Source organism: Polaribacter sp. NJDZ03 (genome assembly GCF_019263805.1).
Classification (GTDB): domain Bacteria; phylum Bacteroidota; class Bacteroidia; order Flavobacteriales; family Flavobacteriaceae; genus Polaribacter.
On record NZ_CP079195.1, the window covers coordinates 2,706,278 to 2,721,288 of the forward strand.

Genomic DNA, 15,011 nt, shown 5'->3' on the forward strand with positions numbered 1-15,011 from the left:
ATCGAAAATAGTATAAATTGATGTGTAAAAATAGTAATAAATTAAGAATACTAAGCTTCTACAGAAAAATAGCTTTCTAATTCCTCTAAAGTTTCTGTAGATGTTTCTAAATCTTTTACCACATTACCCTTGTCTAAAACTACAATTCGCTCACAAACTTCGGTTACGTGGGTTAAATCGTGACTAGAAATTAAAACGGTAATATCTCTGTTTTCGGTTAACTTTTTAATAATCGTTTTTAATCTTATTTGTGTGGTTGGATCTAAATTAGCAAAAGGTTCGTCTAGAATTACAACTTTAGGATTTCCCATTAACGCAGCAACAATTCCGGCTTTTTTCTGATTTCCTTTACTTAAATCTCTCAAGTATTTTTTCTTTCCGGTAATTTCTCCATTAAAAAAGTCATCAAACTGAGTTAGAAAAGATGTTACATCTGCTTTGTTCATGCCGCGTAAATCTCCAATAAAATCGAAATATTCTTCTGCAGTTAAATAACCAATTAAAAAAGATTCATCTAAAAAAGAACCTGTAAAGTTTTTCCAATCTTCACTTTGGTTTACAACAATTTTATGGTTTGTAATACTCCCTGTTGTAGGTCTAATTAAATCTAAAAGTATATTAAACAAAGTTGTTTTTCCTGCGCCGTTATTACCTACTAAACCAAAGCTTTGTCCGGTAGGTATTTCTACTGATGTTACATTTAAAACTTCTGTTTTTCCGTATTTTTTAGTAATTGTATCTATTGTAATCATTTGTATATTTTAAAGTTAAATTATGCTTCTTTACCAAAAGCGTTAATCATAACATATTTGTCTTTTATATATTTTTTTTCGATAAAATTCATCACATAATTTTTTAAAGTAAACCCTAAAATACCTACTAATGCAATGGCAATAATACCTGCGTTAAAGTTAATTAGTGTGCTAAAAGCCCAAAATAATAACATTGGGATGCCCATTATTGGTATAACAACTAAAAATTGAGTGGCGCTTGTACCTTGTGTGTTTCCAAAACCTCCTTTTGTTAAATCTATTCTTTTTCTATTAAAAGAACCGGCATATAATAAAAACAGTGAGTTAAAACCAATATTAAAAATAGCACCGGCTGTAATCATTAAAAAAATATCCAGTCCGTAGTATAAATACGGAAAACTTAAAACATATAAAATGGTAGTCATTGTAACCATTAAAACCCATTTAGATTCTAAAAACTTACGGTATCTAAAACTTTGACTCATTAACATTTTATAATGCGAGCTGTCCCAAGCTGGAATAAATTGGCCGTAATTTAAAGTAAAACCTCCCGTAATAAAAAGGGATGCAAAAATTAACATTGCTGGCATATCTGCGTACGTTTTTCCTGAAAAGAATATCATTCCGTAAAAAAGAAATAAAAACGACATTAAAAATACCGTTTTCGTTCTTTTGTTTCTCCAAATTAAACGAATATCATTTTTTATAAACGGAGCAACATCACCTAATCTATCAGTAAAAGATAAATCTGCAGATTTTGCTTCTTCTACTTTAGTAGCAACTGCTTCATCTAAATACACTTGGTTGCGTAATTGTTTGTAATTTAATTGATATAAAAATGCCAAAATTGCAACGCCAACCAATGCGTAAATTGGGTTTTGATAAATTGAGTTGAAGATTGCGCCTCCATAACCAACTACATTAAAAATTTCGAACTTCTGTAAACCAATTAAACTTACCAATATTGCACCAATAATTAGTAATGCTTTGTTGTTTTTGTTGATTAAAAAATTTAAAAAATTAGAAGATTGAATAATTAAAATCATGGTTGCTAGCCAACCTAAAACACCTGCTGTATTATAACCTTCTTTTATTAATATAATTGAGAACGGAATGTAAAAGAAAAGACTTAATATATTAAAAACTGAAAAGATAGACTTCCCTAAAACGTAATGTACTAACTTACTTTTTGGAATTGGTAAAATAAGTAGCGGTTTAATATTCATGATAGGTAATTTCTGCATTAAATACCGAACAATTAAATCTGCAAGAATTGCAAAAAGTAAATAAGAATTTACCAATTCTAAAGGATCTGATGCTGGGAATTCTTTCTTTAAAAGATAATAGCCTCCAATTCCTACTGTTAAAAAAGCGACTAAAAAATACAAGACAAAGAAGCCCATAAGTATTTTTAGTGCAATTCCTTTTTGCCAATGAGAAGAACGGAAATATTGTTTCCATTCTAGCTTTAAAAAATGTAAAATCATAAGTTTGGGTAATTAGTTTGATTGATAATAAGTAGTTTAGAAATGGATTTTGTTACAGATTATTAAATAATTTCTCGCTAAGGCTCAAAGACGCAAAGTTTTGTGTTTCTTTTTCCATCTAGTTTGTCATATCTACTTTTAGTAGAAATCTCATATTATTGCTCCATTTTGTTTGTCCTTTTTTATGAAACTTCTCTTGCTGTGGAGGTGATATTTGTATTCTATAATTTATTTAATCGCTTTTTAATAATTTATATTCCGGGTAGTTTTCTTGTAGTAATTCTTCTGATTTTTGAGGAAGTATATAATTAGAAACATAAAATAAAATACATAATAAAGTCAACACAATAGAAATTGCAAAAATCCAATAGATATTTAAATGACTAAAATCGAACCTTGTTAAATTGGCAATGTTAAATAAGTTGACAAAAGTAAAACCTGTATAGGTGTTTTTTGTCGTGCCAAGCATTTCTTCTAAAAGAAATATCTTTTCTTTTTTTACTTCTTTTTCTTTGTGCTTTTTTCTCACTTTGTAAGAAGTGATGGCTTCTAAAGTAATTAAAATTAAAAGTGTTGCTAAGAAAATATATTCCGAAAATTTTATCTGTAAAAGACTAAAAAATAGTAGAAACACAGAAAATGTGATGATTATTTTAGGAACTGTAAACCATTCTTTTGCAAAACGTAAAATTATTTTCCAATAGCGTTTATTCATTGCTTTTTGTCTGCTTTCTACAACATCTAAAAAACCAAAAATACCGAATTTTTTAAAAGAAACATTTCGTGCTTCTTCAAAAGTTAAATTGGAATTTTCTTCCCAAATTTCTTCTATATCATTTGCTAAATGATCTACCAATTCGGTTTGTACATCATAGTAATACACATAATGTTTTTGGGTAAATTTATAAAGTTCGTCTATGTGATCTTCTGATAATTTCATCAACCTGAAAATTTAAACCAATTTATATTCTGGATATGTTTCTGCTAACAATTCTTCCGCCTTTTTAGGAATGACAATTAAAGTGATATAGCCGAAAATCACTATAAATGTGATAAAAAATGCCGAAAAAGCTTTTCTAAAATCTGCCATCACTAAAAATTCTTTTGCATTATTAGGGAAAAAATATTGAAAAGAATAAATCGATATAAAAGCAGTTTGTATCAATCCCTGAACATTAATAATGTTTTTGAATAACCATTTTTTCTGTGTTAAATTAAATTCTTTTTTTAAGGTTCTAGCATTGATGATTGTTAAAATTACTTGTGCTATAAAAACAAACCCAAAAACAGTAACATATACTGTGTAGGCGTTTGAAGTATTTTGTAATTGATAAAAACCTGTAAAAAGTAATATTGTAAGTATAATTTTAGGAAGTTGAAACCACTCTTTAACAAACTTAAAAATGATTTTAAAGTACTTTTTTGTCATTTGAGATTGCTTTTTTTCTACAACATTCATAAAACCAAAAACACCAAATTTTTTGAAAGATGTATCTCTAGCTTGCTCAAAAGTTAACCTCGGGTTTTCTGTACAAATACTTTCTATATCATTTGCCAAATGATCTACCAATTCCGTTTGAACATCATAATATTCTACGTAATGTTTTTTAGTGAATTTGTAGAGTTTTTCTATGTGAGTGTTGGTTAGTTTCATTAAACTATAGAATTTTATATTTTTTGATAGCTTCTTTGTGTTTTTTGTAGAAATGGAAATAGCTATATGTAGAGAAAACAAAAGCTACTAAAAGGGCTAACTGTGAAGCCTGAAAATCCCCATTTTTATTCATATAATCTAAATCGAATAAAATAATAAAGCCAAAAATAAAATTCCAACTCTGAGTTTTTAAAATAAAACTATAAGTAGTTTTTGTTTTCTCTTTAAATTTTAAAATAAACAGCAAACCGAATACAATAAAAGTTAACACTGTTATTGTTTGTAAAAATAAGTTTAATTCATTTTTTATGCTTTCAGTAAAGTGTAGATCGATTATTGTTAAAATGAACAAGGGAATTATAAATGACAAAACACTAATGAAATAATATTTTTTAAAAGATCTCTTCGCTTTTTCTAATGCAATTTTAGGTAGAGAATATGCAACTCCAAAAATCCAGCTAGACTCTTGTTTTAAATGAATATTCCATTTATCAGTTACATTATAAAAAACAGTTTCAAAATCTAGTTTTTTATCCTCCATTTTTGTTTCAATATCAGAAACAATATGATCAAAAACTTCTGTTCTTATATCTATATACGTAATTTCTTTTTTGTCTAAATAACTTTCTACTCTTTGTAGTTGTTCTGTCGTTAATTCCATAGTTATAGAATTTTATATTTTTTGATAGCTTCTTTGTGTTTTTTAAGAAAATGAGAATAAATATAAGTTACCGCTATATACGTTAATGTTAGGCTATAAATTGGCGTAACACCTTCAATTATTCCCGAAAAAAAGATGGCAACAAAACCTAAGAAAAAACCTAAACTTTGTGTCTTTAATATAAAACTATAACTCGTTTTTTCTTTAATTTTTGAGTTTTTAGTCATTAAAAAAACTAAAATAAAGGAAGAAATTATATTTATAATAACTAAAGAGTTTGTTAAGAATACTTGTGTGTTCTTTGAAAATGAAAGATTTAATTCCTTTTCAGCCATTGATAATAAAATCATTAATGAATTAGAAATTAAGAACCATTTTCTAAAATTGTTATTTACTTTTTTCATTACAATTTTCGGAGCAGAATAGGCAATTCCATATAGCCAACTAGATGTTTGTTTTAAATGAATATTCCATTTATCAGTTACATTATAAAAAACAGTTTCGAAATCTAATTTTTCAGTTTCAATTTTTGTTTCAATATCAGAAACAATATGGTCAAAAACTTCTGTCCTTATATCTATATACGTAATGTCTTTTACATTTAAATAATGTTCTACTCTTTGTAATTGTTGTGTTGTTAATTCCATAGCGTTATTTTTTTAAGAAGTCAATGCTTTTTTCATAAATTCAACTTTAACAATAGTTTTCTTATATAAATTATATCCAGAATAAAAGGCAACGAAATGAACTGGTAAAATAATAAACCAAACTATTTTTTGAATAAATTCACCTTGATCTTTAAAAAAAATAGGAACTGCATTTAAAAGCAGAAAACTCATTGTCATGTAAGTTACACCATAATCTAAGTTAATAGATCTCCCATATTTTTTAAACAATTGACTAATAAACTCTTTAATTACTATAATTAAGGGAAGGATAAATAATCCATAACATAATTTATTAAAAACATTAAAAGAAATATTTTCAGAAATAAAGTAAAGACCTAAAAAACTAATTATAAAGAGAGAAAGGTTTTTAAAACTTTTAAAAAAATTGACAAATCCTTTATTATATTCGCTTCTGTATTTTCTATTTACATTTTGCCAGCCTTCTCTATTTAAATGAGATAAACTTCCTCTCCAGTTAAATTTTTTAAGAGCTCCTTTAAAAGCTTCTTCAAAATTATCAGATTTGAATTCACTTTCTATATAAGACACAGTATGATCTATCATTTCTAGTCTTAAATCCCAATATTTAATCCCCATTTTTTTAAAATGGTTATCAATGTGTTGAATTTGTTCTTTTGTTAATTCCATAGCTAAAATTTTTTACTCCAAACTTAATTTAGGATTCACCAATTGTTGCATCGTTCTTAAAAACTCTTGCATTTCATCCAATTTGTTGGCGGTTTCTTTAGTGCCACTTTCGGTAAGTTTGTAATATTTTCGAAGTCTGTTACCAACTTTAGCAACCTCAACATCTAACAAACCATCGGCTTCTAATTTGTGCAATGCAGGATACAAAGCACCTTCGGTAATTTTTAATTCGCCTTTGGTGAGTTCTTTTACTTTCTGAGTAATTTCATACCCATACATTTTATCATTCGTTTCTAACAACTTTAAAATGATGGTTTGTAAAGAGCCTTTATATAATTTCTGATTTCCCATTTTTTGATGTGTAATCGTGTAAGTGTTTATTTGTGTAACTGTCATTGCGAGGTACGAAGCTGTCTTATAGTTTAAAGCAACAGATTGCTTCGTAAACTCGCAATGACAGTCAAATATACATAATTATCTTATACATTAGATTCTTATGTATAAAATTTTAAATAAAAAAAATCTCGAAAACTTAATTTCGAGATTTTTTTTATTTAAAAGATTGCTTCATTCTTCGCAATGACAAATTTATTTCGTCACTTTTAAAACATCAGCAATAATACGCTCTAATTCTGCTTTTGGTAAAGCGCCATTTGCCATTTGTGGTTCTCCTTCTGCAGGACAAAATAACATAGAAGGAATGCTTCTAATTCCGAATGCTGCAGATAATTCTTGTTCAGCTTCTGTGTCTATTTTGTAAATATCAATTTTACCTTCGTATTCTTCAGATAAAACCTCTAAAACAGGTGCTATAGCTTTACATGGTCCACACCAATCTGCATAAAAATCGATTAATGCTGGTTTGTCTCCTTTAAATTTCCATTCTTGGCTTTCTTCAAAATTAAAAACCTTTTCTAAGAAAGTTTCTTTTGTTAAGTTTTCTGTCATAATTTTTTAATTTGCTTCCGATAAAATCGGAAATACGTAATCTATTTTCACAAAAGTAGTCGTTTTTATACTTGATAAATTACAAAATGGAGGTAAATTGAAGCTTCAAAAGTTAAAAATGCTTAAATAACTATAAATATATTAAATATCCTTAATTTTGATATCAACCAAACTTTAGAGCTCATGAAAAATAAATTAATCATTCCAATTTTATTTGCAAGTGCAATATTTGTTTCTTGTAACGAAGAAATTAAACAAAAAAACATCAATTTGAAATATCCAGAAACGACTAAAAAACCAGTAATAGATTCACTTTTTGGTACAGCTGTTGTAGATAACTATAGATGGTTAGAAGACGATAGAAGTAAAGAAACCGAAGCTTGGGTAAAAGCAGAAAATGAGGTTACTTTCGATTACTTAAATAAGATTCCGTACAGAGAACAATTAAAAGAACGTTTGTCTGAATTATGGAATTACGAAAAAGTAGGTACACCTTTTATAGAAGGCGATTACACGTATTTTTCTAAAAATAACGGATTGCAAAATCAGAGTGTTATTTACAGAACCAAAGGAGATTCTGAACCAGAAGTTTTCTTAGACCCAAATAATTTTTCTGATGACGGAACTACTTCTTTAGGCTCGTTAAGTTTTACTAAAGATGGGGCAATTGCTGCCTATGCAATTTCTGAAGGAGGTTCTGATTGGCGTAAAATTATTATTATGGATGCAGTTTCTAAAACCATAAAAGAAGATACGTTGGTAGATGTAAAATTCTCTGGAATTTCATGGTACAAAAACGAAGGTTTTTACTATTCTAGTTACGATAAACCTGAGGGAAGTGAGTTGTCTGCAAAAACAGATCAACACAAATTATATTATCATCAATTAGGAACCTCTCAAAAAGAAGATGTTGTGGTTTTTGGTGAAAAAGCATCAGAAAAACACCGTTATGTTGGTGGAAATGTTTCTGAAGACAATCAATACCTTTTTATCTCTGCAAGTGTTTCAACCTCTGGAAACAAGTTGTTTTTAAAAGACCTTTCTAAGCCAAATAGTCCGTTGGTAACTATTTTAGAGCATACTGATAGTGATACCTATCCGATAGAAAATATTGGAAGTAAAGTGTATTTGGTAACAAATTTAAATGCACCGAATAAAAAGGTAGTAACTGTTGATGTTGCAAATCCAACTCCAGAAAACTGGAAAGATTTTATTCCGGAAACAGAAAATGTATTGAGTTTAAATTCTGGTGCAGGTTATTTCTTTGCAACGTATATGGTAGATGCGGTTTCTAAAGTATTGCAATACGATTTTGATGGAAAATTAATTAGAGAAGTAAAATTACCAGGAGTTGGAACTGCCGGTGGTTTTGGAGGAAAAACAGCAGCGAAAGAATTGTATTTTTCTTTTACCAATTACAGTACGCCAGGTTCGTCATACAAATTCAACCCAGAAGACGGAACGTATGAATCTTACTGGAAACCTTCAATCGCTTTTAATGCTGATGCATATACAAGTAAACAAGTTTTTTACACATCAAAAGACGGAACAAAAGTCCCGATGATTATTACTCATAAAAAAGGAGTAGAGTTAAACGGGAAAAACCCAACTATTTTATATGGTTACGGTGGGTTTAATGTGAGTTTAACGCCTTCATTTAGTATCGCAAACGCAGTTTGGATGGAACAAGGTGGTGTGTACGCAGTGCCTAATTTACGAGGTGGAGGAGAATATGGTAAAAAATGGCACGATGCAGGAACGCAATTAAAAAAACAAAATGTGTTTGACGATTTTATAGCAGCTGCAGAATACTTAATTTCAGAAAAATATACATCTTCAGAGTTTTTAGCAATTCGTGGTGGCTCTAATGGTGGACTTTTAGTTGGAGCAACCATGACACAAAGACCCGAATTAATGAAAGTTGCTTTGCCTGCAGTTGGCGTTTTAGATATGTTGCGTTATCATACATTTACTGCCGGAGCAGGATGGGCGTATGATTACGGAACCGCAGATGATAACAAAGAAATGTTCGAGTATTTAAAAGGATATTCGCCAGTGCATAATGTAAAAGAAGGTGTGCAATATCCGGCAACTTTGGTAACTACCGGAGATCATGATGATAGAGTTGTGCCGGCACATAGTTTTAAATTTGCAGCAGAATTACAAGCAAAACAGTCAGGGAATAATCCTACATTAATAAGAATAGAAACCAATGCTGGTCACGGAGCCGGAACACCTGTTGCAAAAACCATTGAGCAATATGCAGATATTTTTGGTTTTACGTTATTTAATATGGGGTTTGAGCAGTTACCAAATCCGATATCGGCTAAAATTAAATCTTAGTTTATAAAACTAGATTGATAAAAGAGGTCGTCTAAAAAGTAAGTTTTTGTCAACCTGAATTTATTTCAGGTTCTTATATAAGTTGAATTTCAATAAGTTGAGATACTGAAACAAGTTTGGTATGACAAGATTTAATCCTTTTTAGACTACTTCTTTTGTTTTTTAGCAATATAATTACATAAGTATTTTGCGTCCTTTTTTACACCGCCTAAAGTAGCAGAACCTCTTGTGTAGAGCCATGGCAAACCAATAAAATACAAACCTTCCAGGTCGCTAACACCTCTGTAGTTTTTAGGATACTGGTTTTCGTCTAATTCGATGTTTTCAATCCAATTAAAGTTTGGTTTAAAACCGGTTGCCCAAACAATATTTTTAATATCGGTAACTTTTTGTTTTTCAAAAATGATGGTGTCGTTATTTGCATCTAACGTTCTGCCAACACAGGTGATATTTTCTTTTTTAAACAAAGTTTTTACGTCAGTGCCAATTACAGGTTGACCGCTATGACTTAATTTTTTTCCGATAAAAGAATATTTATTCGCTGTTAAAAAACCGACTTTACTAAACCACCACCACAATGTTTTTCCTAAAAGTTCTTGAGGAAGCGAAACAATATCTGTTTTACCAGAAAAGTAAACTTTTTTCTTAGCTTTAGAAACTTCATTTAAAATTTGTACGCCAGAATCTCCAGCACCAACAACTAAAGTTGCGCCTTCTTTTAATTGATCCGGACTTTTATAATGTTCACTATGAATCTGTAAAACATCTTTTGATATTTTTTTATGACAACTCGGGGTAAATGGTTTATGAAACGGACCAGTTGCAATAATTACATTCTTTGCTTCAAAAGTTTTGGTTTTGCTTTTTAAAGTAAAAATGCCATTCTCTTTTTTTAAAGAAGTTACTCGTTGGTTAAATTCAATGGGAATATTAAACTTAAAAACATAGGCTTTTAAATAATCGGCAACTTCGTATTTGTTAGCATAATGTCCTTTTTTATAAGGAAATTTCATTCCTGGTAAACTATTAAATTCCGAAGGCGTAAATAATTTTAGAGAATCCCATCGTTTTAACCAAGGTTCACCAGTTTCTTTATTTGCATCAACAATTAAAAAATTAGCATTTTGTTTGGCTAAATGATATGCAATTGCAAGTCCAGATTGTCCTGCTCCTATAATTATATAATCCTTCATAAATAGTTTTATCTCTACAAAACTACTATAATTAAAAAGGCTACAAGAAGAATATCGATTTAGTTAAACAGATTTTTTGATGTAAGAATAGTGAAATTTATGCGTTTTTAAATTTTATTATTTTTGATAAAATATGAAATCAATAAAAAATAAACTTAAAAATATGTAACAAAATGCTATTTTTGTTACTAATAAAATAATTAAACTCAACAAAAATCAGATAATAATGAAGATAATTAAAAATGTTTTTTTTGTTTCGGCTATTGCCTCTTTAGGTTTAGTAGCTTGTAAACAAGACAGCCCAAAAGTAGAAAAAGCACCTGGTATTGCTTTAGAAAACATGGATACAACTGTAAAACCTACAGATGATTTCTTTAGACACGTAAACGGAACTTGGTTAGATAAAACAGAAATTCCAGACGATCAAACCTCTTGGGGTGGATTTAACCAGCTTCGTAAAAAGACAGATGCAGATGTTTTAACTATTTTAAACAAAGCAATTGAAGAAAGTAATTTCCCTAAAATAAAAGATGCTAAAGGAAATGAAATTGATTCAGATCAAGAAAAAGCAGTAAACTATTACCAAACAATAATGGATACTGTTGCTAGAAATGCACAAGGGAAAGCACCTGTAATGCCTTATTTAGCAAAAGTAGATGAAATTAAAACAAAGAAAGATGTAGAAACGTATTTAATAAACATGGCACCTTATGGTGGCGGAGGTTTTTATGGTTTTGGCGTTTATAACGATTTAAAAAACAGCAGTCAATACGCAGGTTATATGGGCGGTGGTTCTTTAGGTTTATCTAGAGATTACTATGTTGATGCTAAAGTGAAAGACAAATTAGAAAAGTACGAAGTTTTTGTAGCAAAAATGTTACAAGAATTTGGTGATGATGAAGCTACAGCTAAAAAGAATGCAGCAGCAATTGTTGCTTTAGAAACTAGTTTGGCAACACCAATGATGTCTAAAGAAGAAAGTAGAGATATTCGTAAAATCTACAATCCAATGACGATTGCAGAATTACAAAAATTAGCACCTTCAATAGATTGGCAAGCACATTTAGACGGAATTGGAGTAACGGATTTAGAAACTGTAATTGTTACAGATCCTGGTTATTTTAAAGCTTTTAGTGATGTTTTTACAAAAACCTCGGTAGATGATCTTAAATTATTATTACGTTGGAACACGATTAATAACTCTTTAGGTTCTTTATCTACAGATTTAGAAACTGCAAATTGGGAGTTCTATTCTAAAGAAATGCGTGGTGCTAAAAAACAACGAGCAAGAGATGAGCGTGCTTTAGGTAGCTTAAATGGTGCAATTGGCGAAGCTTTAGGTAAATTGTATGTAGAAAAAATGTTTCCACCAGAAGCAAAGGTAAAAGCGAAGGAAATGATTGATAATGTAATGCTTGGTTTCGAAGCTAGAATTGCACAATTACCTTGGATGAGTGAAGTTACTAAAGAAAAAGCGTTAGAAAAACTACACAAATTAACGGTTAAAATAGCCTATCCAGATGTTTGGAAAGACTATACAGAATTACAAGTTAAAGGTTTAGAAAATGGAGGTTCTTATTTTGAGAACGCTATTAATGTAACCAAATGGAACTACAACAAAGAAATGGCAAAATTAGGTAGCGAAGTAGACAGAACAGAATGGGGAATGTCTCCGCAAACTGTAAATGCGTACTTTAATCCTGTAAATAATGAAATCGTTTTTCCAGCAGCAATTTTACAACCTCCTTTTTATGATTATAAAGCTGATGAAGCTGTAAATTATGGTGGAATTGGAGCGGTTATCGGTCACGAAATTTCTCATAGTTTCGATGATTCTGGTGCTCGTTTTGATGGTGACGGAAATCTGAACAACTGGTGGACAGAAGATGATTCTGTAAAGTTTAAAGAAATTGGCGGACAATTAATCAAACAATATTCAGATATTATCGCCATAGATTCTATGCATTTAAACGGTGAATATACCTTAGGAGAAAATATTGGAGATTTAGGTGGTGTACAAGCTGCTTATGAAGGGTTACAAGTTTTCTTACAAAAGAATGGAAGACCAGCAGATATTGATGGTTATACGCCAGAACAACGTTTTTTCCTTTCTTGGGGAACAATTTGGAGAACAAAAATGCGTGACGAAGCTTTAAAAAACTTAATCATGACAAATACTCACTCTCCTGGAATGTACAGAGCATATATGCCGCTTAAAAACGTAGATGCTTTCTATAAAGCGTTCGATGTTAAAGAAGGTGATAAAATGTATTTAAAACCAGAAGAAAGAGTAAGAATCTGGTAGACACGCAGTGTCTTTAAGTATTACAATTTGTGCACAATTATTTGTGTGCAAAAATTTAAAACCGATGCGAAAGTGTCGGTTTTTTTTGGCGTTACCACAAGGGTCGCGCTTTCACTACTCGCTTTTTTTTTTCGTTCCTCAAAAAAAGAGCTCAGACAAACCGTTCAATCTCTAACGCAATTTTGTTAAACTCATTTTTACTTAAACTTGTCATTCCAAAGCGTAGAAAAGCTTCTCAATAGTCTAAAAAAAACGAGACACAATATCCAGATCGCTTTGCGTCTTTGCGCCTTTGCGAGATCCTTTCCAACCCAGCAACCACATCGATACTTAACTTTCTAACAAGGTTTCAAAAACCTTATCACTATTTATTTATAATTCTTATTTTTGTAAGATGCTAAAAGTAGATAACGTTTCATTTTCTTACTATAAAAAAAAATCAATATTAAACGATTTTAATTTCACCTTGCAACAAGGGGAGCACCTTTGTGTAATGGGAGAAAGTGGTTGTGGAAAATCGACACTTTTAAAAGCTATTTACGGATTAGTAGACCTAAATAAAGGGGAAATATTTTGGAAAGACGAACAAATTTTTGGCCCAAAAAAACATCTTGTTCCCGGTTTCGAAAACTTTAAATATGTAGCACAAGATTTCGATTTAATGCCTTACATTTCTGTATCAGAAAATATTAAAAAATTCTTGTCGAGGTTTTATCCAGAAGAAAGTGAGTTACGTACCCAAGAATTATTAGAAGTAATTCAAATGAAAGCTTTTGAGAATACAATGGTTAAAAACCTAAGTGGCGGACAAAAACAACGTGTCGCTATTGCAAGAGCCTTGGCAAAAGAGCCTGAGTTATTATTGTTAGACGAACCATTCGGACAAATAGATAACTTTAAAAAGAACTCTTTACGCAGAAATTTATTCAGTTATTTAAAAGAAAAAAACATTGCTTGTATTATTGCAACACACGATAAAAATGACGCTCTCTCTTTTGCAGACAAACTTATTATTATTAAAGACAATAAAATAATAGCAGACAATTCTCCGAAAGAGATTTACAACAATCCAAATGAAAAATACGTTGCCGCCTTGTTTGATGATGTCAATGAAATTACCATCAACAATAAAACAGTTTTAGTATATCCACATCAAATAAAAGTAGTAGAAAATTCTGATTTAAAAGCAACTGTATTAAACTCTTATTTTAAAGGTTCTTATTGGTTAATAGAAGCTGAATTTAATGGTCAAAATGTGTTTTTTAATCATGATTCTATTTTGGTTCAAGGTGCTATAATTGATCTAAAATTTTTGTAGGTATACCACTTTTATTAATGTAAAAATTACAAGCTATAACTGGTTTAAACTGAGTGTTAAATTATATTTTATTATTGTTCCGGCACTCGTTAAAAACGAGTGCTAGCGATTAAGGGACCTAAAAAGATATATTCAACGAGTACCCACAAGGCTTTTCTATTTTTAGTTACACTATTATCTTTAGGTTTTTAACCTAAAAAACCGGTTTCATCTATTTCTAAAATGGTATGATCATCTTGAAAATTTCTTGCACTAGAATATTTCCAATCGATTGAGTTTGTTACAAAACCAAGCTCAATAGGATTGTTATGAATATAATCTATTTTTTGCTTGATTACTTTTTCGCTCCACAATTCTATTGGTTTATTGTGATGTTGCCAAAATTGATATTTAGTTACATTCGCTTTCTCTTTCCCTGCTTTTTCAAATAACCATAGTAATAACTCTTTTCTACTTTCCTGTGGATTGTTCTTTATCGCTTCAATTATTTTTTTTGCAGTATGTTTTTTGAAATCACGTAGCAACTCCATAGGTTGCTCATTAGAAGATCTAAATAATAAATGGACATGACTTGGCATAAAACAATACGCATACAGTTCCATACCTTTTTTCGCTCTACAAAAATCGATGCTTTTTGCTAATACATCAAAATATACTTGCCTTGTAAAGACTTCTATCCAATATACAGTAGCAAAACTTACAAAATATAAAGCGGATTTGTTGTGGAACTTGTATTTTCGACTCATAGCTTTTCAAAAATACAAAAAAATAATTTTGAATGTTCTTGTTGTTGTCGGCACTCGTTAAAAACGAGCGCTAGCGATTAAGAAATCTAAAATGATAGCTTGTACAAGTTAGTGCTCGTTTGTAACGAGTACACGTTAGGTATACTCTTTATAAGAAACAAAAATATAGATACTATTCTTTGCTAGTACTCGTTTACTACGAGTACCGGTTTTGTATTCTTATTATTGCTAGCACCCGTTTTTAACAAATCTTATCGAGCAAAACTTACAAAATATAAAGCAGATTTG

Annotated in this window: 14 protein-coding genes; 3 read left to right on the forward strand and 11 right to left on the reverse strand. The window is 30.1% G+C overall.

From position 1 onward, the window contains the following. Positions 1 to 50: 50 nt before the first annotated feature. From KV700_RS11525 to trxA, 9 genes are all read right to left on the reverse strand, one after another. On the reverse strand, positions 51 to 752 hold the full coding sequence (locus KV700_RS11525; RefSeq protein ID WP_218597960.1) for an ABC transporter ATP-binding protein: 702 nt from the start codon (positions 750 to 752) through the stop codon (positions 51 to 53). Positions 753 to 772: 20 nt separating this feature from the next. After that, positions 773 to 2,239 carry a DUF5687 family protein gene (locus tag KV700_RS11530; protein ID WP_218597961.1) on the reverse strand — a complete coding sequence of 489 codons (1,467 nt, stop codon included), beginning with the start codon at positions 2,237 to 2,239 and terminating at the stop codon, positions 773 to 775. A 232-nt stretch (positions 2,240 to 2,471) separates the two neighbouring features. Continuing rightward, positions 2,472 to 3,179 (reverse strand): hypothetical protein, encoded by a 708-nt coding sequence (locus KV700_RS11535; RefSeq protein WP_218597962.1) that lies wholly within the window; start codon positions 3,177 to 3,179, stop codon positions 2,472 to 2,474. A 12-nt stretch (positions 3,180 to 3,191) separates the two neighbouring features. Then, positions 3,192 to 3,893, reverse strand: a complete 702-nt coding sequence (locus tag KV700_RS11540) for a hypothetical protein (RefSeq protein ID WP_218597963.1) — start codon at positions 3,891 to 3,893, stop codon at positions 3,192 to 3,194. A 4-nt stretch (positions 3,894 to 3,897) separates the two neighbouring features. Next, complete coding sequence (locus KV700_RS11545; RefSeq protein ID WP_208890797.1) at positions 3,898 to 4,554, reverse strand: hypothetical protein; 657 nt, start codon at positions 4,552 to 4,554, stop codon at positions 3,898 to 3,900. Positions 4,555 to 4,556: 2 nt separating this feature from the next. Beyond that, a complete protein-coding gene (locus KV700_RS11550) occupies positions 4,557 to 5,201 on the reverse strand; it encodes a hypothetical protein (RefSeq protein WP_208890798.1) in 645 nt (214 codons plus the stop codon). Between the two features lie 12 nt (positions 5,202 to 5,213). Beyond that, positions 5,214 to 5,870 carry a hypothetical protein gene (locus KV700_RS11555; RefSeq protein WP_208890799.1) on the reverse strand — a complete coding sequence of 219 codons (657 nt, stop codon included), beginning with the start codon at positions 5,868 to 5,870 and terminating at the stop codon, positions 5,214 to 5,216. Between the two features lie 12 nt (positions 5,871 to 5,882). Beyond that, the gene (locus tag KV700_RS11560; RefSeq protein ID WP_165731545.1) at positions 5,883 to 6,221 is read right to left on the reverse strand and encodes a PadR family transcriptional regulator; all 339 of its coding nucleotides are present in this window, start codon (positions 6,219 to 6,221) and stop codon (positions 5,883 to 5,885) included. A 237-nt stretch (positions 6,222 to 6,458) separates the two neighbouring features. Beyond that, on the reverse strand, positions 6,459 to 6,818 hold the full coding sequence (gene trxA, locus KV700_RS11565; protein WP_165731546.1) for a thioredoxin: 360 nt from the start codon (positions 6,816 to 6,818) through the stop codon (positions 6,459 to 6,461). Positions 6,819 to 7,001: 183 nt separating this feature from the next. Here trxA and KV700_RS11570 point away from each other — a divergent pair, with 183 nt between their 5' ends. Beyond that, a complete protein-coding gene (locus tag KV700_RS11570) occupies positions 7,002 to 9,161 on the forward strand; it encodes a prolyl oligopeptidase family protein (RefSeq protein ID WP_218597964.1) in 2,160 nt (719 codons plus the stop codon). A 146-nt stretch (positions 9,162 to 9,307) separates the two neighbouring features. On the opposite strand, the gene KV700_RS11575 is transcribed toward KV700_RS11570, so the two are convergent. Next, on the reverse strand, positions 9,308 to 10,354 hold the full coding sequence (locus tag KV700_RS11575) for an NAD(P)/FAD-dependent oxidoreductase (protein WP_218597965.1): 1,047 nt from the start codon (positions 10,352 to 10,354) through the stop codon (positions 9,308 to 9,310). Positions 10,355 to 10,580: 226 nt separating this feature from the next. Here KV700_RS11575 and KV700_RS11580 point away from each other — a divergent pair, with 226 nt between their 5' ends. Then, complete coding sequence (locus KV700_RS11580; RefSeq protein ID WP_218597966.1) at positions 10,581 to 12,659, forward strand: M13 family metallopeptidase; 2,079 nt, start codon at positions 10,581 to 10,583, stop codon at positions 12,657 to 12,659. 394 nt (positions 12,660 to 13,053) lie between these two features. Continuing rightward, positions 13,054 to 13,977: an ABC transporter ATP-binding protein gene (locus KV700_RS11585; RefSeq protein WP_218597967.1), complete on the forward strand. Its 924-nt coding sequence runs from the start codon at positions 13,054 to 13,056 to the stop codon at positions 13,975 to 13,977. 188 nt (positions 13,978 to 14,165) lie between these two features. Here KV700_RS11585 and KV700_RS11590 read toward each other — a convergent pair whose 3' ends face one another. Next, a complete protein-coding gene (locus tag KV700_RS11590; protein ID WP_218597968.1) occupies positions 14,166 to 14,723 on the reverse strand; it encodes a transposase in 558 nt (185 codons plus the stop codon). Positions 14,724 to 15,011: the final 288 nt, after the last annotated feature.